Genomic DNA, 23,641 nt, shown 5'->3' on the forward strand with positions numbered 1-23,641 from the left:
ATGGAGAGGAACTTATGAGCCTTGCAGATCGAGTAAAAAAACGAAGAAGTGAGCTGCGACTAACACAATCAGAAGCAGCAGAAAAAGCGGGCATCAAACAACAGTCTTGGGCTAGTATTGAAGATGGTAAAACTCTCAAGCCTCGTAATATCGTTGGCATTGCCGAGGCCTTAAATTGCGACCCTGCATGGCTTATGAATGGTGGTGTTATCCTTCCAGTCAGCGAGGTCAATACAAGGAGGATTCCATTGATCAGCTATGTCCAGGCTGGCGCACTTGCGCACAAAAGCCCTATAGAAGCCTTTGATGGCAGCTTTGAATACGTCATGACTGACATGGATTGGTCGCAATACACCTTTGCTTTGCGAATTTCAGGCGATTCTATGGAGCCTGATTTCAAAGAAGGTGATGTGATTATTGTCGATCCAGAGATTGAACCGGTGCCAGGCGAGTTTGTTGTGGCAAAAAACGGAGAGCATGAAGCGACATTCAAAAAGTACCGCCCTACTTTTGTGACTCAAGAGGGGACTCAGCATTTTGAATTAATCCCTCTTAACAATGATTACCCCACAATGAACAGTGCAGAGCGTCATATCCAAATAATCGGCACCATGGTCGAGCATCGAATCTATCGCCGCAAGAGATAAAACCCTTCCCCCAGAGGCCGCCGAAAGGCGGTTTTTTTCGCCTAAATCAAATTAAATTTGTAATGACAACAGACACGTACAGATTATTTTTAACTTTTACAGTTTTATCTGTTGACGATAATACAGTTTTATCTGTATATTTATCCCATCAGCAGGACGCTGGCGAACAACGAAACGGATAGCACGCTCTTTTACAACGGTGACGGATCACCTACGTGGCTGAAAAGCCAATTTATACCAAAGCGTGAGTTTTGGGATTGGATGGATGCACAGGCTGATGTGCTGAACTCCTGAAGGTGTCCACACACGCCGGATGGGGTTTCTGCAAATGCCGGAGATCAGCACCGGTCATCCAATCACCAAAATTCATTCAGGAGGTATTTATGACACGCAGAACAGCATTTGCAGGTTCATCAGCTGGTCGTCGCCGTGAGCGCCGTGCTCACCTTCAGAGTGACGTCAGTAACAGTTCGGAAGCATTGCATCGCCCTACGCCTAGCCGCGTTGTGCTGCAGTGCAAACGCAAGCCGGTAGATGTGGTGAGCAAGGCTGTTGATACCGACACCGAGTATCACAAGCAGATTCTGGCGGGCGCGGAGAAGTACGTTTCACCATCTAAATCAGTATTCAACTCGAAGCCGAAGTCAGAATATGGTTTTATGGCTGTGGGTCGCCAGAAAATGAAAGGCAAATCTATCCCCCTGATTTGAGGTTGATATGGCTGAGATAAAATATGGATATTGCGGTGAGAGCGCAAAAAAACGCTTAATGCGAAAGCCCGCAGGAAAATGACCCGGGCTAAAAAAAGCATAGATGCGTTAAATGAAAGAAAATCACTTGAGCAAGCCATTGAAACAGCTTTAACCGGAGCTTCTCCACGCATAAATAGCGCATTAAGAGGCGAAGCGTTACGTGATGATCTCGTTCTCCCTGCTGAAAAGAAGGATGATGCCATTTATCATGCGGTAAACCACGCGCATCAACGAGACCCCCGAAAGAAATGGTCATAAAGCAACCCGCCAAGTGCGGGTTTTTTATTGCCTATAACCCCGCATCGAGAAGGCTGTCACCTCCCCTTCTCTGCGTGACAGGCATGAGAGCACATCACAGTGCTTACCAGAGATAGCCATTTTTGCAGCCGGCTATCGCAACTCAAAAGACATCGTAACGGCGAGATAACGGCATGAAATTTTATGAAAAGGTTAACTACTTGATTGAGGCATATGGCGTCACATGGGAGTTAGCGCACAAGGCTCTCACTGATAACGATGGCAACCTGATGATGGCTGGCGGAGATATACGCGAATCAGGAGGAAGCTGATGACTGCTCCAATGCTAATCATCCCTACCGATATTTCTGCGATGATTAAAGAGATTGAGACTGCGTACGCGGACTACGTCAAAAAATTCCGCATCCCTTCAGACCACGTCATTGTCGTTAATTACTCTGGCGGCAAGGATTCAACTGCAACGCTGGCCATTGCCCATCACCTGTTTGGCGATAAAGCCAGAAATGTCATGGCGGACACAGATAACGAGCATGAATACACTATTGAGTACGCTAAAAATATTCACCTGCAAATAGGGTGCCGACCCGTTCAGATGGTGAAGCGTGTCTATACCGAGCAAGACTTTGCAAAGCGCCGCGCATCAATACAAAAAAACTGGCCTAAAAGACAGGCTATACGCATGGGGTCTTATCGTGGCGTGATAATGCCTTCCCTTGCAGCTTCCGATACGAAGTTCGCTGATGCCTGGCGGAAATCAGCCAAACGCTGGGGTGTTGATTTCGATACACCGCTGGATGCCGCTCTTTCAGTCCTGAAACCAAGCGGTAATAGTTTCCTTGACGCAGCCCTTCTGCACGGCAAATTCCCGATGCTTCGTGATCGGTTTTGCACGGACGAATTAAAGATTAATGCAGCTTTCGATCAGGCCATCAATCCTTTGCTGGATGAAGGAGAGGTTGTCGTGCAGTGGTCCGGGGTGCGAGGTGATGAATCAAGCAAGCGGGCTTCATATCCCAGATTTGAAGCGGACCGCCGCGATAGCAGCTTTCTGTACAACTTCCTTCCAATCCACAAATGGACTGCCTCAGACGTATTCGCGCTTCATAAATACTTCGGCATAAAGCCTAACCCGCTTTATCTGGAAGGTGCTGCACGCGTCGGCTGCATGAACTGCGTGCTATGCAACAAAGAAGAGATCGCCCAAACAGCAGCCAGGTACCCACAGCATATAGATAAGCACAGGGACTGGGAGCAAAAGGTCAGGCTTGTTAGTCGCTGGGTTCACTGGATGAGCGTAGGAACTTTCAGCCAATCATGGATGCGCCAATATTCATTGCCTCTTGGGCGTTCAGTGCAGCTCTATGGAAAGAAACCAGCAGTTCAAAACCTTGACTGGTCGGCATTCTATGGAACACGGGGCGGCATGGGTGCCCCTTCAGTTGATGAAGTTGTGGAATGGGCTAAAACGGGGCGAGGAGGAAAGGTTTATGACCTCGTTAAAGCAAGCATTGATACTGAAGTTTGCTCATCCAGATACGGTTTATGTGAATAAAAGGTCGCTTAGGCGGCCTTTTTTATTGGAGGCTCCATGATAAGCACTGGTAATTACATTTTCGGCTGGCTGGTTATTGGTGTGTTGATGGGGCTGGGGTTTATAGCAGGAGGTTGAAGTGAGTAAAGAAACAGGTGGAGCAGCATTTCCGTGTGAGCAGCATGAGACACAGGATGGGCGCTGGAACGATAGCTTTGAGCCAGGCATGACGCTGCGAGATTACTTCGCAGCAAAACTGATGCCCGCAGTAATTGGGTCTCTTAATGGGACGGTTACTTGTGAAGAGAAGCCTGGTGATTTCGATTACTACGCCGAATGCGCATACAAAATGGCCGACGCAATGCTCCGCGCCCGGGGCCAGTAACCACTGACGGAGAGAAGAGGATGGCAAAAACGCAGATGCAGTTAGCCAACAGGGCCTGGAGAAATCTGACCAAGCGGTATGGCTGGCAACGTGCATTTCAAACCAAGCGAGCGTGGAAAGCGTTCTGCCGAGAAAACGCCGGGGCAACACTTGAATCGCAGCGTGAAGGTATGACAGAGCCATTCGAAAACTATGCGGATGCTGAGTGGCAGGTCATGGAAGAGATGAGCTATTGGGATTGAGTGACACCGTAAAGCCGCCTACTCAGACGGCTTTGAGGTGCATTCGCACTAGCGCACTTCGGTGCGAGATAACTGAGACACACCTATTGGCCCGACAGGAATGTCCGGGCCTTTTTTATACCTAAATTTCAGGAGTGAACGATGAGTGAGACCACTGACTTAGCAGTGCTGGAGATTAAACCTGAACAAGCTCCGGCGCTGTATGTACCAAACGGCCTTGATGCCTACCTTGAGCAGATTCGCCAGCAGGTTAATGAGGTGCCAGACCTCAGCACTGCAAAGGGCCGCGCCCGGGTGGCTTCATTAGCGGCTCAGGTATCGCGCAGCAAGACGGCAATTGAAAAGCCGGGACGCGAGTATCTGAAGCGGCTGAAAGAAGCGGTGAAGCCTGCTGAGGGAGAAATTAAGCGATTCGTCGATAGCTGTGATGCCCTTCGCGATGAAGTCCGCCGCCCACTGACTGAATGGGAAGCCGAGCAAGAACGCATCGCAACTGAGAAGGCAGCAGAAGAAGAGCGCCAGCGTATCGAGGCTGAGCAACGCGCCGCTGAAGAGTCTCTGAAAAAACAGATTGAAGCCGATCACGATTACGCCCTACTCCTTAATGAAAAGTTCGACCGCGACGCCGCTGAGGCAAAGGCAGAAGCAGAGCGCAAACGCATTGCCTACGAAGAAGAGCTACAGCGTCAGGCAGTTGAGAAAGCACGCATTGAAGCGGAACAGGCCACTGCGCGTGAGCGTGAAGCAGCCGCTAAGCGAGAAGCTGAACTGAAAGCCGCTAAAGAGAAGGCTGAGGCAGACGCCAGAGCTGCACAAGAACGTGCTGAGCGCGAGGCAAGAGAAGCACAGGAGCGCACTGCAAAACTGGCGCAAGAGGCGCGTGAGCAGGCTGAGCGTGAAAAGCGGGAGGCTATCGCAGCAGAGCGGCGCAAAGCTGAACAGGCCGAGGCAGCAAGACTGGCTGAGGCAAAGCGCATAGCCGATGAACAGGCCGCGCGTGAAGCAGATAAAGAGCACCGCAAGGCAGTCAATAACAAGGCTCTGGCTGATTTCGTAGCCGCTGGCCTGACAGAAGAACAAGCCAAATTAGCCATCACCGCAATTGCTAAAGGCGAAGTGACGGCAATCCGCATCACCTACTGATTTTCCAACTTAAACAACACCAAGGAATAGCCATGCAACTTTACGCCGTTGCAGGGTGGCCCGTTGCTGGCTGCTCTGATGTAGACAAAGAAATCAAACGCAACCCTCTGATTGACCTGCTTATCCGTATTGCCAAAACCCTATGTGAAAAAGGTGACCCGCTATGACCATTGTACCGGTAGCCGGAACTATCTACGTCACGCAAGGAAATCGTGAATTTAACAAGCTGTACGAAGCCTCTTTCCCGGACACGAACGAAGGCGTGAAAAAGGCTTATGACTGGGCAGCAATTATCGCCCTCGGCTGGCATGACTGCCAGGACAAAGACTGGGAGAAGCATCATGCAGCATAGCGAAGAAGAATTTGTATCGATGATGAAAGGTGCGCTTGGGGAACTGAGCGATCCAATGACATATGAGCAAGCCGCAAAGGATGCGATTGCTGATTACAGAACGGAGCAGCAGGCAGCGAGGATGGAGGGTTAATTGTGGAACTTTCACGTTTAGATGAGCCGTTTCCGCCGGAAGATATTGAGTGGCGCGTTCAGCAATGCGGCATAGCTGATAGTGGCAAGGCTTGGGCGATGGTTCTGGCTTATGTAACGAACCGGGCGATCATGAAGCGCCTTGATGACGTATGCGGCAAAGAGAACTGGAAAAACGAGTTCCTGCCCGGACCTGATGGTGGCGTGATGTGCGGCATCTCGATTCGCGTAGGAGATGAGTGGATTACGAAGTGGGATGGAGCTGAAAAAACACAGGTTGAAGCCGTTAAAGGCGGAATGTCTGGCTCTATGAAGCGATCTGCAGTTCAGTGGGGAATCGGTCGCTATCTGTATGGTCTGGAAGAGAACTTTGCTGAGGCATCCGCAGAGAAGCGTCAGGGATGGAATCGTGCCTCATTCAAGGACAAGAAGACTCAGCAGTTTAAAGAACTCTGGTGGCAGCATCCCACCCTACCAGTCTGGGCATTACCGAAGCCGGGAAGCTCACCTCAGCAAGTAGCGAATCAGCATCAGGAAACTTTACGATCTCCAGATGACATCCTCAGTGAATTCACTGAAATGGCGAGCAGTGAACATGATGAGCAGAGCCTTCTTGCTTTGTATAAAGCAACCTGGAATGCGCTGGAAGGTCATAAAGAGCAGCAGGATAAGTGCGTTGAAGTCATGAGAATTCGTAAATCAGAACTAAAGAAGGCGGCATAAATGGCAAGCAAAGGCATTAATCGTGTGATTTTAATCGGCAACCTTGGGAAAGACCCCGAGGTGCGCTACCAACCATCTGGCGGCGCAGTTGCCAATCTGACTATTGCCACATCGGAGTCGTGGCGGGATAAGCAAACGGGTCAAAACAAGGAGGTTACTGAGTGGCATCGCGTAATTTTGTTCGGCAAAGTTGCAGAGGTTGCAGGGGAATATCTGCGAAAAGGCTCGCAAGTCTATATCGAAGGTCAGCTACGAACTCGCAAATGGCAGGACCAGCAGGGAATTGATCGCTACACAACGGAAATTGTGGTGAGCGTTAACGGCACCATGCAAATGCTGGGCGGTAAGCAGGAAGGTGGAACGGGAAACCGACCGCAGCAAAATCCGCAACAGCGTCCGCAGCAGCAGGCTGGGCAATCTACTCCACAGGCAAGCAATGAGCCACCGATGGATTTTGATGACGACATTCCATTTTAAGGATGAATATGAATAACCTGATGCTAGACCTCGAAACAATGGGTAACGGTCCATACGCCCCTGTTATCTCCATCGGCGCCACGTTCTTCGAGCCAAAGACAGGCGCTATCGGTGAAGACTTCTCAGTTAATGTGTCTCTTGAATCATCGATGCGATACCGAGCCAGACCGGACGCATCAACAATCCTGTGGTGGATGGAGCAAAGCGCCGATGCGCGCGAGTCGTTAACAGCTGAAACAGCTTCCCTGCCTGATGCCCTGACATGGCTCAGCGCGTTCATAAGCAAGCACACAAACCCTCGCTTTGTTCAGGTTTGGGGAATGGAGCCTCGTTTGACTGTGTAATTCTTCGAAATAGCTACGCGCTGGCAGGCATCGAAGCGCCGTGGCAATGGTGGAATGACCGCGACGTTAGAACCATCGTTGAGATGGGCAAAGCTATCGGCTTCGATCCTAAGCGCGATATGCCATTCGAAGGCACTCGTCACAACGCATTAGCCGACGCCATCCACCAGGCAAAATACGTGTCAGCTATCTGGCAACGCCTCGTTAAATAACACCAACCACTAAGGCAACCAAATGACCCTCACCGATACTTCGGCGGCTTCTGCACGCCCTGACGAAACGGAATCACAGCAATGCCACAGGAAGGCTATGCAGGATGCCTCGCAGCAGATAAGAGCGAAGTACGGTGAGCGGTTCAGACTTGAGCCAAGGACGAAAGAGACGCTCGACAGCAGGCGCAAGGAGCGCGCCACAAAGGAATATGCAAGGCAGGCAGCATTCTATCCGCAGCGCCCACGGATTGTGGTTACGCGGCCGGATGTTGTGTTGATGGATTACGCCAGTGAGATTCGCGGTCGTTTCGGTGCCGTGGTGCAGGACTAACTATTTTCGCCGCAGCATTGAGCCTGACAGCGGCATAAGGGGATGAGATGAGCAACTTCCATAACGAGCACGTTATGCGCTGGCACTGGGAGACCCTGAAGAAGCGACACTTTGAGTTTGTCGCCAAGAATAAACCGGTAAGCCAGTCAGGTGACGGAGGCAATGATGAATCTAACTGAGCAAGAGCGTGATGTGCTGATTGAGTACGCACAAGAATGTTTAAAGCAATCTGATTTAGTGCGGGATGAAATTCCTTTCGGCCTAAGCGGAGAAGAGGAAATGGAAATCTCATTATTCAAGCTCGCTCTTGCATCCCTGACGGCGGAGCCTGTGGGGTCATTTGAATATTATGAAGATGAGGATGGAGATAAGACAGATTTCATTATTCAGTCTGACGGATTCGCAAAAGACACATTCAATCTCTACTCCGCGCCGCCTGTGCCGGCGATGAAGCCGGTTAAGTTGCCGCAGCATTACGTTTCCCGGTTAGGGCGGGGTGTCGGATCTGCCGAAGACGCAATTGTCATGATACCGTCGGACAAAGGACTGTGGCTCAGCGCCTTTGATGTTAAACACCAGATCCGCGCCGCTGGTTATCCGGTGGAGGGGGATGAATGAAAGTCGGCAGATATGTTCACTATGTAGCCGCCTTTGACGGAAAGAGGTCATCAGGTGTCATTGATGCACTTCCGGGCTGGACTCCGGTTGATGTCCATAACGTGATAACCGCTACAGTTTGTAAGCAAAGGCACCTCAGTGAGATGCACGAGAAAGACATAATTGTCGAGCTAATGCAGGTGATTGATTGAAAAGCTACGAACCCACTGATCAGCAACGCATGACCGCCCGATGAGGCGGTTTTTTATTGCCTACAGGAAACCGAAATGCATATCGAAATCGGCGACAAATACACAGTCGAAGGCGGTGCCAGTGACTTCATTTTGTACGTGAAGAACACTGTTAAGCACGGTAAGACGGCAGGACAGGAAACAAAGCAGCGCATTGGATACTACTCGAAAATCGAGCACCTCATCCGCGCCCTGATTAATCACGAAATCCGCACAGGCGAAGCGCAAACATTGCAGGAAATCCAGCAGCAGATTACCCGAATATCAATGTGGTGTGAGGAAGCATTTAAGGAGGAAGCAGCATGACACACGCTGATTTTCTCGACGAAGCAGCAGAACGCGAGCAGCAGCTGATTGACCTCGCCCTGCTAAATCGTCCCAAACCAACCATGACATTCACCGGCAAGTGTCACTACTGCGAGGAGACGATAAGCAAGGGCATTACTGCGATGCAGGCTGTCGCGAGGACCATGAACGCGTGCAGTGGGCGCAGAAGCAGAGGAGCGTGGCATGACGCAGGATGATGTGAAGCAGCTTGCCGACGATGAATTATGCCGCCTCTCTCGCGCTGCAGCCAGTTACTGGTCCACGTCGCTGCTGGAGAAAATCGACCTATCAGTTGTTGCCGGTAAAGACTGGAACCCCATCAAGTATACCGAGCAGGCCATGCATCTTGCAGCCCTGATGGATATGAATATTTGCTTCGGCGATCGAGTTGTGTTGGTAAGTGAGCCAGCAGGCGCACAATCCCGCACCGTTGAATATCAGCTTAATCGGCGCGTTGAGGCATTACGCAAAGCCATCACACTTCTCGCGGCCGATTCGGCGCAGTACATCTAACCCCCACCCACCCTATTCACTATCGCGCTCTGCGTGAGGAGTTGTTATGTCTGAGAAGTATCGACTCATCTATTGCGATCCGCCGTGGGCGTATAGCAACACAATAAGTAATGGGGCCGCAGCCGACCATTACTCAACGATGGCGATCGCCGATATCATACGACTGCCGGTTTGGGACATTGCGGCCGACGATGCAGTGTTGGCGATGTGGTACACCGGCACCCATAACGCCGAAGCCGTTCAGCTCGCCGAAGCATGGGGATTCAAGGTCAGGACGATGAAAGGTTTTACTTGGGTGAAACTGAACCAACTGGCGGAGCAGCACATCAATAAGGCACTGGCTGCCGGAGAAGTTGAGGATTTCTATGATCTGTTGAGCTTGCTGAACACGCAAACCAGAATGAACGGCGGCAACTACACCCGGGCCAACTCGGAAGACATGCTGATCGCGGTGCGTGGCGCAGGAATTGAGAGAGTCAACGCGTCGGTTAAGCAGGTTATTTACAGCCCACTTGGTGAGCACAGCGCGAAGCCATGGGAGGCTCGCAACCGGCTGGAGCTGCTTTACGGTGATGTGCCTCGCATTGAATTGTTTAGCCGCGGCGACGCTGCTGGCTGGCACCACTGGGGAAATGAAAATCCTCGCAATGATATTGAGCTATTGCCCGGCGTAGCGATCCTGCCGGGAGCGCGTTCGGACGAAGCAGCATGACCTCCACCTGTGAAGAAGCCGACTCGGGCTGGGTTAACCTGGCCCTTTTATTGCTGTAATTCTGGCCTGGCTATGGCCGCCAAAGGAGTAGATATGGAAAACGTTGTTCAGCTGACTCCCAATAAATGGGTTTCCGAGGCCGTTCTTACCACGGTAACCGGCATGACCAAGCACATGATTCAGCATGCGCGCCGGTCAACCTGGCTTGAGGGGAAGGAGTATCGCCACGTAGCTCCCGACCTCGCGCCGAAAGAAAACAGCCCGATCATGTACTGTCTGCCAGAAATAAATAAATGGATTGAGAAACAGCGTCCGGCGATCCGCCGCCGCATTTCTGCTTAAATGGACTCCCTTTCAACAACGAGGAGCAGTGATGGCTAAATACCCCACAGGCGTAGAAAACCACGGAGGGTTTCTGCGCATATGGTTCATCTATAAAGGGAAACGAGTCAGGGAGAGTCTGGGGTTGCCTGATACCCCAAAGAACAGGAAGGCAGCAGGAGAGCTGAGAGCCTCAGTTTGTTATCAGGTAAAAACCGGCAACTTCAGCTACCCGGATCAGTTTCCTGGCTCCCCAAACGCCGGAAAATATGGTGTACAGAGAAGGCTGGTGACACTGGCGGAGCTGGCAAACAAATGGCTTTCAGTGAAGGAAATGGACCTTACCGCAAACGCACTCAGACATTACAGATCATATATCGGTTCATGCCTGGAGGTGATCGGCCATGAAAAGATGGCTGACTCGGTGACACAGGAAGACATCCTGATTGCAAGAAAGGAGATGCTGACGGGAATACAGCGGCCGCGAGGAAGAAACCCGGCACCAACCGGAAGAGGCAGAACGGTTCCAACGGTGAATTCATACTTCGCCTGTCTGAAGGGAATGTTTTCGTTCGCCGCGGCCAATGGCTATGTGCAGAGAAACCCGATGGAGTCTTTTGCGCCGCTGAGAAAATCCAGACCAGACCCTGACCCGCTGACCCGTGATGAGTACGCAAGGGTTATCGCCGCCTCTCCCACCGAGCAGATGACCAATCTCATCATCTTTGCTGTTAATACCGGAATGAGGCATGGAGAGATAATCTCTCTGGCATGGGAAGATATCGATACTATGGACTGGACGGTGAAAATAGTGCGCGGGCAGTCGATGACAAATTACTTCAACCCGCCTAAAACAGACTCCGGCATCAGGACCATTCAGCTGACTGCCCCTGCCATTGAGGCGCTGAAGTCACAGATGGCGCTGACGAGAATAGGTCAACAGCATGAGGTCACGATTCATCTACGGCAGAAGGAGACTACGCGAACTGACTTGTGTACTTTCGTGTTCTCCCCGAGGATTACAACCCGCAACGGAGGAACAGCAGACTGGTACACATCAGGGACAATAAACTCTGCCTGGCGAACGATACTCAGGAAGGCAGGTGTCAGGATGAGGAAGTCATATGAGACGAGGCATACTTTTGCGTGCTGGGCACTTGCGGCAGGGGCCAACCCTAACTTTGTTGCTCACCAGATGGGCCACTCTTCGGCGCAAATGCTTTACAACGTTTACGGTAAATGGATGACCGAGAATAATCACGATCAGGTCGCTATCCTGAACGCTGATTTTTCGCAAAATGCCCCACCCATGCCCCACAAGAAAATCTCTTAATCGCAACATCCTGTATTTATTACAACTTTCCACATCAATTCTGCTCGCTTTCGATGAGTTGCGTAGAACTGGCGCGCAGCTTTGTCTATCTGGCTAATCAGGGAAAAACACTGGATAACACGCAGCTGATTTCACCGCGTCAGGCACGGCAAATTAACGCCTTAATGATGACCAGCGGCATGTATGATGGCGCGGGTGAATTTGCCTGGCGCGTAGGTATGCCCGCTAAATCGGGCGTTGGCGGCGGTATCATTGCGTTTATCCCTGGCGAGATGAGTATTGCTGTCTGGTCGCCTGGCCTGGACAACGCCGGTAATTCACTGGCCGGTACCGCCGCGCTTGAGTTACTCACTGATAAACTGGGTCGCTCAGTTTTTTAACGGGCTCACTACGTTAACCGGCGCGTGACGCGCAAAAGCGGCCAGATTAGCCGCAATGCCGTTAAGCAGATTATGCACACCGCTTTGACTCGCCCAGGCGATATGCGGTGTGAGCAACAAATTAGGCAGATCGGCCTGAAGCAGGGGGTTGTCGCGCGAAGGGGGTTCGCTGCTGAGTACGTCAAGCGCCGCACCGCCTATGGAGCCCTCGCGGAGAGCCGTTGCTAAATCCGCTTCGTTGATTAATCCGCCGCGGGCCGTATTGATGAGCAACGCCTGCGGTTTCATTTTACTCAACGCCTGGCGATCGATGAGCTGGCGCGTCTGCTCGCTTAACGGACAATGAAGCGAAATCACATCACTGTTAGTCAGTACGTCATCAAAACTGACGTAGCCTTCGCGGAGAGTGGTGCTGCCTTTACGTTCAGCAAAGAGTACGTTCATACCCAGCGCCGAAGCCAGTTGCCCCACCGCCTTGCCAATGTCACCTTTACCCACAATGCCTAATGTCGATCCGGCGATATCCTGAACAGGCCGACGATGAAGGCAAAAATGCGGTGAGTCTGGCCACTGGGCAGGCGTGTGATTAACGTAGTCGACCAGTTGCCGACGCAGCGCAAAGAGTGCACCAATCACCCCTTCTGAAACGCTTTGCGTTGAGTAACCAGGCACGTTACTGACCACGATACCGCTTTCACGACAGGCATCGAGATCGATGCAGTCATAGCCGGTGGCTGCCACGCAGATATAACGAAGCGCCGGCAACTGTGCCAGGCTGTCAGCGCGTAACGGGACTTTATTGGTGATGGCAATAGTCGCACCTTGCAGTGCCTGAACAATCTCGTTGTCGGCCGTTTTGCTGCGAAACTGCCAGTCGCGGCACCAGCTGGGTTTTTCCGGCTGTACCGGCAAGGTTTCACCATCAAGGGTAACGATTTTCATCTTTTTTCCTTTTAGCGTAATCCACAATTTACGTGCAGGTTGATGTTATTTATATGTGTTTTGTGCGTAAAAATCAGGTTAAATGATGCAGGCAATAACGTGAATATATTCAAAAAATGCGAATTTTTTCAGAAAAATCGCGACTTTTTTTAACCTTCAGATCCTGACGCGTTAAACTGCGGCCTTCCTGTTTTAGACCAGTAATGCGATCCCATGACGTTTTCGACTCGCCTGCTACAACGAATGACAGCCTGTATTGCGATACTGGCTGTACTGCTGTTGTTTGTGGCACCCATCGTGTCGAAAAATCTGGCCGAACGTCATCATAACAGCGCGATGATGCATAACATGACGGCAATGAGCGCCAGTATGTCGATGATGCATCATCACAGCGATAGCGCGATGGCCGATCACAACATCATGCCGGATGAGGGCTTAGCCTGCGGATATTGTGATTTACTGGTACATGTACCGCTCCTGCTGTGGGTATTCATCCCCTTCATCTGGCTGATACTGGTTATCTCGCGCGCCCCGCCTGTTCCCGTTATTAAACCTTTGCTGCAACGGCGTGAAACCCGTATTCATCGCCCACGCGCACCGCCACATTCTGCGTTGCTGTCTGGTTAAACCTGTCCTTCTTGCGCACACGCTGCCTGAGAAGGTGTGTTCTTTTTTATAGTGTGGAATGGCTATGTCGTTATCACGGGAAATTTCTCCTGCACCGCGTGGCGCGGTGTTGAATCTGTTTCGTCGCCTGCATTTTTATATCGGCCTGTTTATTGCGCCTTTTATCTTTGTCGCGGCGCTAACCGGCACCCTGTATGTTCTTACGCCTCAGCTGGAAGATTTTATTTACAGTGATGCGTTAACCACGCAACCACAGGGTGTGGCAAAACCGTTATCAGAACAAATTGCCGCAGCGCGGCTTCACGCTGGTCAGCAGGCACGTATCTACGCGGTGCGTCCAGCGCCTGAGCCTGATGAGACCACGCGAGTGCAATTTTCCCAGGCAGGACTGGGGCCGTCTGAATCACGCTCGGTATTTATCGATCCCTATACCCTGCAAGTTAAAGGGGATATGACCGTTTATGGCACCAGCGGCGTATTACCATTGCGTATGTGGATTGATCAAATGCACAGCAGCCTGCTGTTAGGGGATATGGGCCGCAACTACAGCGAACTGGCTGCCTCCTGGCTGTGGGTGGCGGCGCTGGGTGGCATCGTGTTATGGCTGGGTACACGTCCGGGTCGCCAGGGCAAAAGACAAAACGCGGCTTCGCACTGACCCGTCACTGGCACGTAACGCTCGGTTTAGTGTTATCGCTGGGGCTGTTGTTCTTTTCGGTCACCGGCCTGACCTGGTCGCAATGGGCTGGCAACAACATCAACAAAATGCGTAGCGACCTTAACTGGTTGACGCCGCAGGTAATGACATCACTTAACAGTAACGCACCCGCGATGCCTGCCGATCCCCATGCTGAGCATCACGGCACGATGGACGGTATGGATATGTCTGGCATGCTGCCTGCTAAATCTACGCCACTGCGTGCAGTGAATCAGCCCGATATCGACTGGGATCGCGTGTTAAACGCTGCGCGTGGCGCAGGCATACAGGCAGCTAAGGTGGAGTTGCGCCAGCCTAAAGCGGCCGATCAGGCGTGGACCGTTACCGAAGTTGACCGCCGCTGGCCCAGCCAGGTCGATGCCGTGTCGGTGAATCCAGACAACTTCAGCATTATCGACCACGTTGAGTTTGCCCACTTCCCGCTGGTGGCGAAACTGACCCGTTGGGGCGTGGATGCGCATATGGGGGTGCTGTTTGGACTACCAAACCAGCTTATTCTGGCCCTGTTCGGTATCGGTTTATGTAGCATGATTGTGCTGGGTTATCGCATGTGGTGGTTACGTCGCCCGGCGGTGCCGCAGCGTAATCCGGCACAGACGCTCTCCTCCGCGTGGCTTGCACTGCCATTATATGCGCAAAGTACCAGCCTGATTCTGGTGCTGGCGTTGGGTTATGCGCTGCCGGTAATGGGTATGAGTTTGCTGGCTTTTGTGCTGTTCGATTATCAACGCTGGCGTAAGGCCCAGCGCGCAGCGCAGCCGAAGAGTGAAACCCCGCTGGATAAGCAGTCGCCGCTGGCGATTATTCAGTCACGATTTGCAGTTAAGCGCAAAGAGATGCGTTATTTCCTGCGTAGCGTGGCGGTTCTGGCCTTGATTGTGGGCACGGTGATGGCGCGCGCCATGATCAGTGGCGTGATTGAGCAATATCAGATTCCGTTTAGTGACTGGTCAGTCATGATGTATCTCACACAGGCGATGATGATACTGCTCTACTCAACGGTTTTCACTGGCCTGCTCTCTATCCCGCTGTGGTATTTCTTCCTCGGCGAAAGCGACGAACAAGGAAAATAAAAGGTCTGAAACGCCCGTTATTCTGACGGGCGTCTTCTTCTTCAAAAAAACTGATTTGCCTCAGCAAACCCGCCTGCTTTTCATTATCGCTGCACGGCTTATGATCGTGGCTATCTCTCCTTCGCTGGAAAACTGCCATGAACATCATGAAAGCCAATGCTGAACAGCTGTTTGAATATGGTCCTTTTACTGTGCGACGTCAGCGTCCCGGTTCGGCATTTAAACCGTTAACTTATGTTGATCAGATGACGTTAAAGCTGGATGCGCATATTCCGATGCAACAGCAGCAGAATGCGCTGATATTCACTTACGTCTGGCGCGGCTCGCTGCAATATCAAAATGCCCACGGCGAGCGTACTTCTCTCTCGGCCAAACGTGTCATGCTGATCACTGCTGGTGAAGGCCTGCGTTACGAACAATCCGTGCCGCTGGTACAGGCTGAGGTATTACAGGCAGTGATGCAACCACGCGTTGCGGGCGGCGCAAGCGATATTCAACTGCTGGAACGAGCAGAAGGAACGGAGCAGAATGTCTGGACGTTACTGGCCGGGCCTGACATGTCTGCTGCGCCGATGACGCTGGATCAGGACATATTGATTTACGATGCGCGGCTGGAAAAAGGCCATGCGTTACCGCCTCCCGCTCTGGATGGTTATGAAGCATGGATAACCGTACTGGATGGGGTTATCAGTATTGCTGAACAGCGATTTGGAAAAGGTGATGCCGTCAGTGCTGTTGCAGGCAACGCCCTATTAAAAGCAGAACGCGAGGCCAGGCTGGTCTGTTTTTTAGTAAAAGCGGATGCACCACCCGCGGGTTTATCCCAGTAAAGTAACGGGAAGGCGTAACCGCCCTCCCGCTCCCGCCTTATCACAAAGTGACTTTTTCTGGATGTGCCGACCGCGCGAGTTGTAAAGCACGTTTGAATTGCCGGACATCATCACGCAGCCAGTGCCTTTCGGTCAAAGGCGCGGCTTCCAGTGCTTCCGGCAGAGGGATATCTGCCAGCGAGCCTCGGTTACAAAATGCACGCGCTAATTGACGCGGAGAAACGCCCAGATAGCGTGCCATTTCAGTTAATGTCATCAGCTTACTTTTCATTTTGACCTCCCGATCAATTAATTTTAGGGTAATTTTGAACCGTTTTTTTATAGATTTATTGATTTGAAACATTGTTAAGCGAAAACACTCTCTTTACCTGAAATCTTGCTACGCTGTTAACCAACAACTTTTTGAAAAAGAGAGGAAATTTTGCTGCGCTTTGGATTGATAACCCTCACCCTGTTTTCACCTTTCGTTGGTGCCCACAATTTTGTTACGGGCCAGCCGGTGCCATCGGTATTTATCGCTGATAAAGGCGAAATGGTTATGGAAAAAGGAGAACTGGATTACCAGAAATGGAGTAGCCGGGCGTTAACCGGTAAAGTCCGCGTACTCATTCATGTCGCGGGCAGGCTATCGGCCAAAGATCAGACAGCAGGCCTGATTAATGCTATTCAACAGGCGGCGCTGCCGCAAAATGCCTTCCAGACAACCACCATCGTCAATACCGATGATGCGCTACCCGGCAGTGGGATATTTGTGGTGCACAGCATCGAATCCAGTAAAAAATCTGCGCCGTGGCAACAATTTATTATTGATGACAGCGGTGTGGCGCAGCATGTCTGGCAGCTTAAGCCCGAAGGTTCTACGGTTGTGGTCATCGATCAACAGGGCGTGGTTCGTTTCGCAAAAGATGGTGCCTTAACATCTCAGGAAGTGACACAAGTGATGGCTGAATTACGTGCCATGCTCGGATAAAAGTGCGTTTTTTAACAAAGTGATTCAGGTTAAAAAACCAATAAAGAAACGCTGAATGTTTCTGAATTCCCCACCTTTTATCAATCCTCAACTAGTATTAACAATGTGGTTTTGACCACCGTGCCTTGCATACCTGCCAACCATACTGCGGCAGTAAACATACTATGAATATGGCATCGATTTTGTTTCGACTTGCTGTGCATTCATCTGCTAATAAGGACAGCCTTAATGACGGCTTGTGCAGAAAAACACGTCAATTTAACTCACGGTGATATTTCAGTGCTTTTAAGCGAGATAGAACTGCGTCTCGATCAATTATTACCGCTAGAGGGCGAACGTGATTGTGTCGGTGCGGCAATGCGAGAAGGTGCCTTAGCGCCAGGTAAACGCATCCGCCCCATGCTCCTGATGTTAGCGGCACGCGATTTAGGCTGCACCACCAGCCAGCGCGGATTACTTGATCTGGCCTGCGCCGTTGAAATGGTGCATGCCGCCTCACTGATTCTGGATGACATGCCCTGCATGGACGATGCACAGATGCGGCGTGGACGCCCCACGATTCACTGTCAGTTTGGCGAACATGTGGCGATTTTGGCGGCGGTGGCGCTGCTCAGCAAAGCTTTTGGCGTTATTGCGGCGGCTGAGGGCCTTTCCGCAACGGCGAAAAATCAGGCAGTAGCGGAATTGTCACATGCCGTGGGCGTGCAGGGTCTGGTGCAAGGTCAGTACAAAGATCTTTCCGAAGGGGATAAGCCCCGCAGTGCCGACTCAATTCTGATGACCAATCAGTTTAAAACCAGCACGCTGTTTTGCGCGTCGATGCAAATGGCATCGATTGCCGCTAATGCCACTACTGAAGCGCGGGAAAAGCTGCAGTGTTTTTCACTCGATCTGGGTCAGGCATTTCAGCTGCTCGACGATTTGGCTGATGGCATGACGGACACCGGCAAAGACTGTAATAAAGATGCAGGCAAATCAACGCTGGTGAATTTACTTGGCGCACAGGCCGTGGAAAAACGGCTACGCGATCATCTGTATCGTGCCAGCCAGCATCTCGCCTCGGCCTGTGATAACGGATTATCTACGCAACATTTTATTCAAAGCTGGTTCGAGAAAAAACTCGCCGCTGTCAGCTAAGGATGCTGCATGAGTCACTTTGCGGTGGTTTCCCCGCCCTTCTTCAGTCATGTTCGCGCTTTACAGCACCTCTCTCAGGCGCTGATTGCGCGCGGCCATCGTGTCACCTTTATTAACCAAACGGATGTGGCCGCGTTAATCAACGATCCCCGTATTCATTTTCAAAAGGCAGGAACAGAAAGTCACCCTTCAGGTAGCCTGGCACAGACTTTGCGGCTTACGGCTCATCCTCTTGGCCCTTCGATGTTACGTCTGATCACCGAGATGGCGCGTACCACCGATATGCTTTGCCGTGAATTACCTGCGGCCATGAACAGACTGGCAATTGACGGCGTCATTGTGGATCAGATGGAACCGGCTGGCGCGCTGGTCGCTGAAGCGTTGGGCCTTCCCTGTGTTTCTGTCGCTTGTGCATTACCGCTCAATCGCGAAGCGGATCTACCCTTAGCCGTCATGCCTTTCGATTACGCCAGCGATGCGCGAGCCAAAGAACGCTATGCCGCCAGTGAGAAAATTTACGACTGGTTGATGCGGCGTCACGATCGGGTTATTGCCCGCCATGCGCAGGAATTTGGGCTAACGCCGCGAAATAAACTGCATGAGTGTTTTTCGCCGCTGGCGCAGATCAGTCAGCTGATCCCTGCATTAGATTTTCCGCGTCAGGCATTGCCCGATCATTTTCATGCCGTTGGCCCATTACGTGCGCCTCAGCAGCCTGTCTCCTCTCACGATACCTACTTTCACGCAACAGACAAGCCACGCATTTTTGCCTCGCTGGGTACATTGCAGGGTCATCGATATGGCTTATTCAAAACAATTGTTCGCGCCTGTCAGGAAATTGACGGTGAACTGTTGCTGGCACACTGCGGCAGACTGTCGCCGTTTCAGGCTGAAAAACTGGCCCGCTCAGGCCAGACGCATGTAGTGGAATTTGCCGATCAGGCTGCGGCTTTAGCGCAAGCGCAGGTCGCAATTACGCATGGCGGACTTAATACTGTGCTGGATGCGGTGAACTGTTTAACGCCGCTGCTGGCCTTGCCACTCGCCTTTGATCAACCCGGCGTCGCCTCCCGCATTGTTTATCATGGCATTGGCCGACGTGCGTCACGCTTCACTACCAGCCATGCGCTGGCGAGCCAGCTTCGTTCGCTGCTAAATAATGATGAATACCGTCAGCGTATGATCAGACTGCAACAGGCGCTGCAACACGCCGGTGGCAGTGAAACCGCCGCCGCCATCATCGAACAGGCAATGATTACGCGCCGTCCTGTCGTTAAAGGAAGCCAGTATGCAACAGCATTATGATCTGATCCTGGTTGGCGCTGGACTGGCGAATGGCTTAATTGCACTGCGCTTACAACAACAGCACCCGGATCTCGCTTTGCTGCTGATTGAATCTGACGCGCAGGCGGGCGGTAATCATACCTGGTCATTTCATGAAGAGGATTTATCCCCTGAACAGCATCGCTGGATTGCGCCGCTCATCGTGCATCGCTGGAGTCATTATTATGTGCGGTTTCCACAGCGCAGGCGTCAACTCAACAGTGGCTATTTTTGTGTAACCTCTCAGCGGTTCGCTGATCTACTGACGGATCGCTTTGGCGCACGACTGATTACGCAGGCGCAGGTTTCGCACATGACGCCAGAAACCGTGCGACTCGCTGATGGCCGAACCTTCTCGGCGACGGCAGTTATCGACGGGCGCGGCTATTTACCCGATGGTGCCCTGCTGACTGGCTTCCAGGCGTTTGTTGGTCAGGAGTGGCAACTGCAACAGCCGCACGGTTTAACCGCACCGATCATCATGGACGCTACGGTTGACCAGCAAAATGGCTATCGTTTTGTTTACACTCTGCCGCTTTCAGCGACCACGCTTTTAATTGAAGATACCCATTACATTGACAACGCCCTGTTAGAGGCGCAGCAAGCGCGGCAGCATATCAGCGCCTATGCTGCGCAGCACGGCTGGCAACTGGAGCAGTTAATTCGTGAAGAGCAGGGTGCGCTGCCCATTACCTTAGCAGGCGAACATAAGAGATTTTGGCAGCATCGTCAGTTGGCCTGTTCAGGATTGCGTGCCGGGCTTTTCCACCCCACGACCGGCTATTCGCTGCCGCTGGCTGTGGCGCTGGCCGAACACATCGCTGACAGCGCGCCAGCGTCTTTTCTCAACTTCATGAGGTGATTAAACGCTTTGCGACCGACGCCTGGCGGCGACAGGGCTTCTTTCGCATGTTAAATCGCATGCTTTTTTTGGCCGGACCGGCTGACCAACGCTGGAAAGTGATGCAGCGTTTTTATGGTTTGCCAGAGAGCCTGATTGCCCGCTTCTACGCGGGAAAACTGACGTTGCCCGATATGGCACGCATTCTTAGCGGCAAGCCGCCGGTTCCGGTGATGGCGGCATTGCAGGCTGTTTTGACTAATCCTTCCCGGCTACGAGCGATGCGATGAAAAGAACCACAGTGATTGGCGCAGGTTTTGGTGGCCTGGCGCTGGCAATTCGCCTTCAGGCGGCAGGTATTCCCACGTTATTACTTGAACAGCGCGACAAGCCCGGCGGCCGGGCTTATGTTTATCAGGATCAAGGGTTTACATTTGATGCTGGCCCGACAGTCATTACCGATCCCAGCGCCATAGAAGAGCTGTTTACACTGGCGGGTAAAAAAAAGGAAGATTATGTTGAGCTGTTGCCGGTAACCCCGTTTTATCGTTTATGTTGGGAAAACGGTCAGGTGTTTAACTATGACAACGACCAGCATCAGCTTGAGCGGCAAATTGCACAGTTTAACCCGCGTGACGTTGAAGGCTATCGCCGGTTTTTAGACTATTCACGAGCGGTGTTTAAAGAGGGGTATCTGAAGCTCGGCACCGTGCCGTTTTTATCCTTTCGTGACATGGTGCGCGCCGCGCCGCAGCTGACGCGGCTTCAGGCCTGGCGTAGCGTATACAGTAAAGTGGCGAGTTATATCGAAGACGAACATCTGCGTCAGGCTTTTTCCTTTCATTCGCTGTTAGTGGGTGGTAATCCGTTTGCCACCTCCTCCATCTATACCCTGATCCATGCGCTGGAACGCGAATGGGGCGTCTGGTTCCCGCGCGGCGGCACTGGCGCATTGGTTAACGGGATGGTGAAACTGTTTGAGGATTTAGGCGGCGAAGTGGCGTTGAATGCCAAAGTCAGTCGACTTGAAACAGCAGGCGAACAGATTAATGCGGTGCATTTACAGGATGGACGCGTATTTCCAACCCGTGCTGTGGCATCAAATGCCGACGTGGTTCATACCTACAATGATCTCCTCAGTCATCATGCGGGTTCAACCGCGCAGGCGCGTTCGCTCAAAGGCAAGCGCATGAGCAACTCACTGTTTGTGCTCTATTTTGGGCTGAATCACCATCACGATCAGCTGGCGCATCATACGGTCTGTTTTGGCCCACGCTACCGGGAATTAATCGATGAGATTTTTAATCACGATGGCCTGGCGGACGATTTTTCGCTTTACCTGCATGCGCCTTGCGTAACTGACCCGTCGCTGGCACCGCCTGGTTGCGGCAGTTATTACGTACTGGCACCCGTACCGCATCTGGGAACAGCCAGCCTCGACTGGTCAGTGGAAGGGCCGCGCCTGCGTGAGCGTATTTTTGATTATCTTGAGCAACATTACATGCCAGGGCTGCGTAGCCAGTTAGTCACTCATCGCATGTTTACCCCTTTTGATTTTCGCGATGAGTTAAATGCGTATCAAGGCTCGGCATTTTCAGTTGAGCCGATCCTCACGCAGAGTGCCTGGTTCCGCCCTCACAATCGTGACAAACATATTCAAAACTTATACCTGGTCGGCGCTGGCACTCACCCAGGTGCTGGTATTCCTGGTGTCATTGGTTCCGCTAAAGCAACCGCAGGTTTGATGCTGGAGGATCTGGCTTGAATAATCCGTCCTTGCTTGATCATGCTGTCGAAACGATGGAAGTCGGTTCAAAGAGTTTTGCCACGGCATCCAGGCTGTTCGATGCTAAAACGCGTCGCAGCGTATTAATGCTCTACTCATGGTGCCGTCACTGTGATGATGTGATTGACGATCAGCAGTTTGGCTTCGCTTCAGACGTTGTCTCATTTCAAACGCCTGAGCAGCGCCTGACGCAGCTGGAGATCAAAACGCGGCAGGCTTATGCCGGTACGCAAATGCATGAACCCGCTTTTGCTGCCTTCCAGGAAGTGGCGATGGCGCATGATATTTTACCCGCTTACGCTTTCGATCATCTTGAAGGCTTCGCAATGGATGTGCATGAAGCCCGTTATCAAACCATTGATGACACCTTACGCTACTGCTATCACGTGGCGGGGGTGGTCGGATTAATGATGGCGCAGATTATGGGGGTTCGCGACCAGGCCATTCTGGATCGCGCCTGCGATCTGGGCCTGGCATTTCAGCTGACAAATATCGCCCGCGATATTGTCGATGATGCTCAGGTTGGCCGCTGTTACTTGCCGGAACAGTGGCTAAAACAGGAGGGTTTAAACAGCATCAATTTTGCTGCGCCTGAAAATCGTCAGGCACTAAGCCGCGTTGCCAAACGGCTGGTGCATGAAGCTGAGCCTTATTATCGATCCGCAGAAGCGGGATTAACGGGATTGCCGCTGCGATCGGCATGGGCGATTGCCACCGCTAAAGGGGTGTATCGCAAAATTGGCGTAAAAGTTGATCTGGCGGGTCAGAAAGCGTGGGATCGTCGTCAGTCCACCAGCAAGCCTGAAAAACTGGCCTTGCTGGTGTCAGCGTCTGGTCAGGCACTTAGGTCCCGAATGGTTACCTCTTCGCCACGTCCTTCTCATCTTTGGCAGCGTCCGCATTAACCGCAGCGCCGTGACGTTTTCTCAGCGTCGCCTGCAATTTTGACAGCGGCGGCGCATAGAGAAAACCAAAAGAAACACAACCCTCTTTACCGCGTACAGCGTGATGCATGCGATGCGCCATATATAACCGTTTAAAATAACCACGACGGGGAATATAGCGGAAAGGCCAGCGTTGGTGCACAAGGCCATCATGCACCATAAAATAGAGTATGCCGTATAACGTCATGCCCGCGCCTATCCATTGCAACGGCCAGATCCCTTCACTGCCCAGATAGATCAATAAAATGGCCAGCGCGGCAAACAGCACGGCATAGAGATCGTTGAGCTCAAACCAGCCCGAATGCGGCTCGTGGTGTGAAAGATGCCAGCCCCACCCCCAGCCATGCATAATATATTTATGAGCCAGCGCGGCGACAACTTCCATGCCAATGACGGTAACCAGAACAATCAAGGCATTCCAAATCCACAGCATAGTTTCTCCAGTAGGTGCTTCCTGCAAGATGGCATGAGTATTCAATTTTAACAG

The 23,641-nt window shown here is 51.9% G+C and carries 34 protein-coding genes and 3 pseudogenes; 34 read left to right on the forward strand and 3 right to left on the reverse strand.

Annotated elements, in window-relative coordinates; translation table 11 throughout:
• Positions 1-14 precede the first annotated feature (14 nt).
• The 24 genes and pseudogenes from O3W44_RS00195 to O3W44_RS00305 all read left to right on the forward strand — a co-directional run.
• Positions 15-647 carry a LexA family protein gene (locus tag O3W44_RS00195; protein WP_269291492.1) on the forward strand — a complete coding sequence of 211 codons (633 nt, stop codon included), beginning with the start codon at positions 15-17 and terminating at the stop codon, positions 645-647.
• A gap of 383 nt (positions 648-1,030) precedes the next feature.
• Entirely contained in the window at positions 1,031-1,357 is a 327-nt protein-coding gene (locus O3W44_RS00200) for a transcriptional antitermination N peptide (protein ID WP_269291493.1), read from the forward strand.
• 78 nt (positions 1,358-1,435) lie between these two features.
• Positions 1,436-1,657, forward strand: a complete 222-nt coding sequence (locus O3W44_RS00205; protein ID WP_269291496.1) for a hypothetical protein — start codon at positions 1,436-1,438, stop codon at positions 1,655-1,657.
• Positions 1,658-1,700: 43 nt separating this feature from the next.
• Positions 1,701-1,826 (forward strand): transcriptional antitermination N peptide, encoded by a 126-nt coding sequence (locus tag O3W44_RS24820; protein WP_442954587.1) that lies wholly within the window; start codon positions 1,701-1,703, stop codon positions 1,824-1,826.
• A gap of 141 nt (positions 1,827-1,967) precedes the next feature.
• Positions 1,968-3,209 carry a phosphoadenosine phosphosulfate reductase family protein gene (locus tag O3W44_RS00210; protein ID WP_442954574.1) on the forward strand — a complete coding sequence of 414 codons (1,242 nt, stop codon included), beginning with the start codon at positions 1,968-1,970 and terminating at the stop codon, positions 3,207-3,209.
• A 118-nt stretch (positions 3,210-3,327) separates the two neighbouring features.
• On the forward strand, positions 3,328-3,573 hold the full coding sequence (locus tag O3W44_RS00215; RefSeq protein WP_269291498.1) for a hypothetical protein: 246 nt from the start codon (positions 3,328-3,330) through the stop codon (positions 3,571-3,573).
• A 20-nt stretch (positions 3,574-3,593) separates the two neighbouring features.
• Positions 3,594-3,815 carry a hypothetical protein gene (locus tag O3W44_RS00220; protein WP_269291499.1) on the forward strand — a complete coding sequence of 74 codons (222 nt, stop codon included), beginning with the start codon at positions 3,594-3,596 and terminating at the stop codon, positions 3,813-3,815.
• A gap of 141 nt (positions 3,816-3,956) precedes the next feature.
• Positions 3,957-4,958 carry a hypothetical protein gene (locus O3W44_RS00225; protein WP_269291500.1) on the forward strand — a complete coding sequence of 334 codons (1,002 nt, stop codon included), beginning with the start codon at positions 3,957-3,959 and terminating at the stop codon, positions 4,956-4,958.
• 32 nt (positions 4,959-4,990) lie between these two features.
• Positions 4,991-5,125, forward strand: coding sequence for a protease FtsH-inhibitory lysogeny factor CIII (locus O3W44_RS00230; protein ID WP_269291501.1), 135 nt, complete (start codon positions 4,991-4,993; stop codon positions 5,123-5,125).
• Positions 5,122-5,310, forward strand: coding sequence for a DUF5444 family protein (locus tag O3W44_RS00235; protein ID WP_269291502.1), 189 nt, complete (start codon positions 5,122-5,124; stop codon positions 5,308-5,310). Before O3W44_RS00230 ends, O3W44_RS00235 begins: the two co-directional genes overlap by 4 nt.
• Positions 5,300-5,443 carry a hypothetical protein gene (locus O3W44_RS00240; RefSeq protein ID WP_269291503.1) on the forward strand — a complete coding sequence of 48 codons (144 nt, stop codon included), beginning with the start codon at positions 5,300-5,302 and terminating at the stop codon, positions 5,441-5,443. Before O3W44_RS00235 ends, O3W44_RS00240 begins: the two co-directional genes overlap by 11 nt.
• A 2-nt stretch (positions 5,444-5,445) precedes the next feature.
• Positions 5,446-6,165, forward strand: coding sequence for a Rad52/Rad22 family DNA repair protein (locus tag O3W44_RS00245; RefSeq protein WP_269291505.1), 720 nt, complete (start codon positions 5,446-5,448; stop codon positions 6,163-6,165).
• Entirely contained in the window at positions 6,166-6,642 is a 477-nt protein-coding gene (gene ssb / locus O3W44_RS00250) for a single-stranded DNA-binding protein (protein WP_269291507.1), read from the forward strand. It begins immediately after the preceding gene.
• 8 nt (positions 6,643-6,650) lie between these two features.
• Positions 6,651-7,198, forward strand: a pseudogene (locus tag O3W44_RS00255) (3'-5' exonuclease).
• A 22-nt stretch (positions 7,199-7,220) separates the two neighbouring features.
• Entirely contained in the window at positions 7,221-7,529 is a 309-nt protein-coding gene (locus O3W44_RS00260; RefSeq protein WP_269291509.1) for a hypothetical protein, read from the forward strand.
• Positions 7,530-7,576: 47 nt separating this feature from the next.
• Positions 7,577-7,708, forward strand: a complete 132-nt coding sequence (locus tag O3W44_RS00265; protein WP_269291511.1) for an anticodon nuclease activator Stp — start codon at positions 7,577-7,579, stop codon at positions 7,706-7,708.
• Entirely contained in the window at positions 7,692-8,147 is a 456-nt protein-coding gene (locus tag O3W44_RS00270) for a hypothetical protein (RefSeq protein WP_269291513.1), read from the forward strand. Before O3W44_RS00265 ends, O3W44_RS00270 begins: the two co-directional genes overlap by 17 nt.
• Before the next feature lie 266 nt (positions 8,148-8,413).
• Positions 8,414-8,683: a DUF5405 family protein gene (locus O3W44_RS00275; RefSeq protein WP_269291515.1), complete on the forward strand. Its 270-nt coding sequence runs from the start codon at positions 8,414-8,416 to the stop codon at positions 8,681-8,683.
• On the forward strand, positions 8,680-8,901 hold the full coding sequence (locus O3W44_RS00280; RefSeq protein WP_269291516.1) for a hypothetical protein: 222 nt from the start codon (positions 8,680-8,682) through the stop codon (positions 8,899-8,901). Before O3W44_RS00275 ends, O3W44_RS00280 begins: the two co-directional genes overlap by 4 nt.
• Positions 8,888-9,217: a hypothetical protein gene (locus tag O3W44_RS00285; protein WP_269291518.1), complete on the forward strand. Its 330-nt coding sequence runs from the start codon at positions 8,888-8,890 to the stop codon at positions 9,215-9,217. Before O3W44_RS00280 ends, O3W44_RS00285 begins: the two co-directional genes overlap by 14 nt.
• Before the next feature lie 46 nt (positions 9,218-9,263).
• The gene (locus O3W44_RS00290) at positions 9,264-9,929 is read left to right on the forward strand and encodes an MT-A70 family methyltransferase (RefSeq protein ID WP_269291519.1); all 666 of its coding nucleotides are present in this window, start codon (positions 9,264-9,266) and stop codon (positions 9,927-9,929) included.
• 93 nt (positions 9,930-10,022) lie between these two features.
• Positions 10,023-10,271 carry an excisionase family protein gene (gene xisR, locus O3W44_RS00295; protein ID WP_269291520.1) on the forward strand — a complete coding sequence of 83 codons (249 nt, stop codon included), beginning with the start codon at positions 10,023-10,025 and terminating at the stop codon, positions 10,269-10,271.
• 31 nt (positions 10,272-10,302) lie between these two features.
• Positions 10,303-11,583: a site-specific integrase gene (locus tag O3W44_RS00300; RefSeq protein ID WP_269291521.1), complete on the forward strand. Its 1,281-nt coding sequence runs from the start codon at positions 10,303-10,305 to the stop codon at positions 11,581-11,583.
• A gap of 38 nt (positions 11,584-11,621) precedes the next feature.
• Positions 11,622-11,963 (forward strand): annotated as a pseudogene (locus O3W44_RS00305) (glutaminase); the annotation flags it as partial.
• Here O3W44_RS00305 and O3W44_RS00310 read toward each other — a convergent pair.
• Complete coding sequence (locus tag O3W44_RS00310) at positions 11,952-12,905, reverse strand: D-2-hydroxyacid dehydrogenase (protein WP_269291524.1); 954 nt, start codon at positions 12,903-12,905, stop codon at positions 11,952-11,954. The pseudogene O3W44_RS00305 and the gene O3W44_RS00310 sit on opposite strands and share 12 nt — an antisense overlap.
• Before the next feature lie 213 nt (positions 12,906-13,118).
• Here O3W44_RS00310 and O3W44_RS00315 point away from each other — a divergent pair, with 213 nt between their 5' ends.
• The 3 genes and pseudogenes from O3W44_RS00315 (at position 13,119) to O3W44_RS00325 (ending at position 16,153) form a co-directional block, all read left to right on the forward strand.
• On the forward strand, positions 13,119-13,532 hold the full coding sequence (locus O3W44_RS00315) for a DUF2946 domain-containing protein (RefSeq protein WP_269291526.1): 414 nt from the start codon (positions 13,119-13,121) through the stop codon (positions 13,530-13,532).
• Between the two features lie 64 nt (positions 13,533-13,596).
• Positions 13,597-15,323: pseudogene (locus tag O3W44_RS00320) on the forward strand (DUF2534 family protein).
• A gap of 137 nt (positions 15,324-15,460) precedes the next feature.
• Positions 15,461-16,153 carry a pirin family protein gene (locus O3W44_RS00325; RefSeq protein ID WP_269291528.1) on the forward strand — a complete coding sequence of 231 codons (693 nt, stop codon included), beginning with the start codon at positions 15,461-15,463 and terminating at the stop codon, positions 16,151-16,153.
• Positions 16,154-16,193: 40 nt separating this feature from the next.
• Here the strand turns inward: O3W44_RS00325 and O3W44_RS00330 are convergent, their stop codons facing one another.
• Positions 16,194-16,424, reverse strand: coding sequence for a hypothetical protein (locus tag O3W44_RS00330; RefSeq protein ID WP_269291529.1), 231 nt, complete (start codon positions 16,422-16,424; stop codon positions 16,194-16,196).
• A gap of 150 nt (positions 16,425-16,574) precedes the next feature.
• Here O3W44_RS00330 and O3W44_RS00335 point away from each other — a divergent pair, with 150 nt between their 5' ends.
• From O3W44_RS00335 to crtB, 7 genes are all read left to right on the forward strand, one after another.
• A complete protein-coding gene (locus O3W44_RS00335) occupies positions 16,575-17,123 on the forward strand; it encodes a YtfJ family protein (RefSeq protein ID WP_269291530.1) in 549 nt (182 codons plus the stop codon).
• 228 nt (positions 17,124-17,351) lie between these two features.
• Positions 17,352-18,260, forward strand: coding sequence for a polyprenyl synthetase family protein (locus O3W44_RS00340; RefSeq protein ID WP_269291531.1), 909 nt, complete (start codon positions 17,352-17,354; stop codon positions 18,258-18,260).
• A gap of 9 nt (positions 18,261-18,269) precedes the next feature.
• On the forward strand, positions 18,270-19,565 hold the full coding sequence (locus O3W44_RS00345; protein WP_269291532.1) for a glycosyltransferase: 1,296 nt from the start codon (positions 18,270-18,272) through the stop codon (positions 19,563-19,565).
• Positions 19,549-20,445 (forward strand): lycopene beta-cyclase CrtY, encoded by an 897-nt coding sequence (gene crtY, locus O3W44_RS00350; RefSeq protein ID WP_442954575.1) that lies wholly within the window; start codon positions 19,549-19,551, stop codon positions 20,443-20,445. The genes O3W44_RS00345 and crtY overlap by 17 nt, the downstream gene beginning before the upstream one ends.
• Entirely contained in the window at positions 20,442-20,714 is a 273-nt protein-coding gene (locus O3W44_RS24825; protein ID WP_442954576.1) for a lycopene cyclase family protein, read from the forward strand. Before crtY ends, O3W44_RS24825 begins: the two co-directional genes overlap by 4 nt.
• Complete coding sequence (locus O3W44_RS00355; RefSeq protein WP_269291533.1) at positions 20,711-22,189, forward strand: phytoene desaturase; 1,479 nt, start codon at positions 20,711-20,713, stop codon at positions 22,187-22,189. The genes O3W44_RS24825 and O3W44_RS00355 overlap by 4 nt, the downstream gene beginning before the upstream one ends.
• The gene (gene crtB, locus O3W44_RS00360) at positions 22,186-23,115 is read left to right on the forward strand and encodes a 15-cis-phytoene synthase CrtB (protein ID WP_269291534.1); all 930 of its coding nucleotides are present in this window, start codon (positions 22,186-22,188) and stop codon (positions 23,113-23,115) included. The genes O3W44_RS00355 and crtB overlap by 4 nt, the downstream gene beginning before the upstream one ends.
• Here crtB and O3W44_RS00365 read toward each other — a convergent pair.
• Positions 23,069-23,587, reverse strand: coding sequence for a sterol desaturase family protein (locus tag O3W44_RS00365; RefSeq protein ID WP_269291535.1), 519 nt, complete (start codon positions 23,585-23,587; stop codon positions 23,069-23,071). The two genes, crtB and O3W44_RS00365, sit on opposite strands and share 47 nt — an antisense overlap.
• Positions 23,588-23,641: the final 54 nt, after the last annotated feature.

Source organism: Pantoea sp. LMR881, assembly GCF_027157825.1.
GTDB lineage: Bacteria > Pseudomonadota > Gammaproteobacteria > Enterobacterales > Enterobacteriaceae > Pantoea > Pantoea haifensis.

Excerpts from the sequence above, each read along its gene's own strand:
- O3W44_RS00325 (WP_269291528.1), top strand. The coding sequence starts at position 15,461 with ATGAACATCATGAAAGCCAATGCTGAACAGCTGTTTGAATATGGTCCT.
- O3W44_RS00220 (WP_269291499.1), top strand. The coding sequence starts at position 3,594 with ATGGCAAAAACGCAGATGCAGTTAGCCAACAGGGCCTGGAGAAATCTG.
- O3W44_RS00275 (WP_269291515.1), top strand. The coding sequence starts at position 8,414 with ATGCATATCGAAATCGGCGACAAATACACAGTCGAAGGCGGTGCCAGT.
- O3W44_RS00290 (WP_269291519.1), top strand. The coding sequence starts at position 9,264 with ATGTCTGAGAAGTATCGACTCATCTATTGCGATCCGCCGTGGGCGTAT.
- O3W44_RS00270 (WP_269291513.1), top strand. The coding sequence starts at position 7,692 with ATGATGAATCTAACTGAGCAAGAGCGTGATGTGCTGATTGAGTACGCA.
- O3W44_RS00210 (WP_442954574.1), top strand. The coding sequence starts at position 1,968 with ATGACTGCTCCAATGCTAATCATCCCTACCGATATTTCTGCGATGATT.
- O3W44_RS00260 (WP_269291509.1), top strand. The coding sequence starts at position 7,221 with ATGACCCTCACCGATACTTCGGCGGCTTCTGCACGCCCTGACGAAACG.
- O3W44_RS00315 (WP_269291526.1), top strand. The coding sequence starts at position 13,119 with ATGACGTTTTCGACTCGCCTGCTACAACGAATGACAGCCTGTATTGCG.
- O3W44_RS00235 (WP_269291502.1), top strand. The coding sequence starts at position 5,122 with ATGACCATTGTACCGGTAGCCGGAACTATCTACGTCACGCAAGGAAAT.
- O3W44_RS00365 (WP_269291535.1), bottom strand. The coding sequence starts at position 23,587 with ATGCTGTGGATTTGGAATGCCTTGATTGTTCTGGTTACCGTCATTGGC.
- O3W44_RS00200 (WP_269291493.1), top strand. The coding sequence starts at position 1,031 with ATGACACGCAGAACAGCATTTGCAGGTTCATCAGCTGGTCGTCGCCGT.
- O3W44_RS00345 (WP_269291532.1), top strand. The coding sequence starts at position 18,270 with ATGAGTCACTTTGCGGTGGTTTCCCCGCCCTTCTTCAGTCATGTTCGC.
- O3W44_RS00240 (WP_269291503.1), top strand. The coding sequence starts at position 5,300 with ATGCAGCATAGCGAAGAAGAATTTGTATCGATGATGAAAGGTGCGCTT.
- O3W44_RS00300 (WP_269291521.1), top strand. The coding sequence starts at position 10,303 with ATGGCTAAATACCCCACAGGCGTAGAAAACCACGGAGGGTTTCTGCGC.
- O3W44_RS00230 (WP_269291501.1), top strand. The coding sequence starts at position 4,991 with ATGCAACTTTACGCCGTTGCAGGGTGGCCCGTTGCTGGCTGCTCTGAT.
- xisR (WP_269291520.1), top strand. The coding sequence starts at position 10,023 with ATGGAAAACGTTGTTCAGCTGACTCCCAATAAATGGGTTTCCGAGGCC.
- crtY (WP_442954575.1), top strand. The coding sequence starts at position 19,549 with ATGCAACAGCATTATGATCTGATCCTGGTTGGCGCTGGACTGGCGAAT.
- O3W44_RS00280 (WP_269291516.1), top strand. The coding sequence starts at position 8,680 with ATGACACACGCTGATTTTCTCGACGAAGCAGCAGAACGCGAGCAGCAG.
- O3W44_RS00330 (WP_269291529.1), bottom strand. The coding sequence starts at position 16,424 with ATGAAAAGTAAGCTGATGACATTAACTGAAATGGCACGCTATCTGGGC.
- O3W44_RS00285 (WP_269291518.1), top strand. The coding sequence starts at position 8,888 with ATGACGCAGGATGATGTGAAGCAGCTTGCCGACGATGAATTATGCCGC.
- O3W44_RS00310 (WP_269291524.1), bottom strand. The coding sequence starts at position 12,905 with ATGAAAATCGTTACCCTTGATGGTGAAACCTTGCCGGTACAGCCGGAA.
- O3W44_RS00340 (WP_269291531.1), top strand. The coding sequence starts at position 17,352 with ATGACGGCTTGTGCAGAAAAACACGTCAATTTAACTCACGGTGATATT.
- O3W44_RS00195 (WP_269291492.1), top strand. The coding sequence starts at position 15 with ATGAGCCTTGCAGATCGAGTAAAAAAACGAAGAAGTGAGCTGCGACTA.
- O3W44_RS00205 (WP_269291496.1), top strand. The coding sequence starts at position 1,436 with ATGACCCGGGCTAAAAAAAGCATAGATGCGTTAAATGAAAGAAAATCA.
- O3W44_RS00225 (WP_269291500.1), top strand. The coding sequence starts at position 3,957 with ATGAGTGAGACCACTGACTTAGCAGTGCTGGAGATTAAACCTGAACAA.
- O3W44_RS00355 (WP_269291533.1), top strand. The coding sequence starts at position 20,711 with ATGAAAAGAACCACAGTGATTGGCGCAGGTTTTGGTGGCCTGGCGCTG.
- O3W44_RS00265 (WP_269291511.1), top strand. The coding sequence starts at position 7,577 with ATGAGCAACTTCCATAACGAGCACGTTATGCGCTGGCACTGGGAGACC.
- ssb (WP_269291507.1), top strand. The coding sequence starts at position 6,166 with ATGGCAAGCAAAGGCATTAATCGTGTGATTTTAATCGGCAACCTTGGG.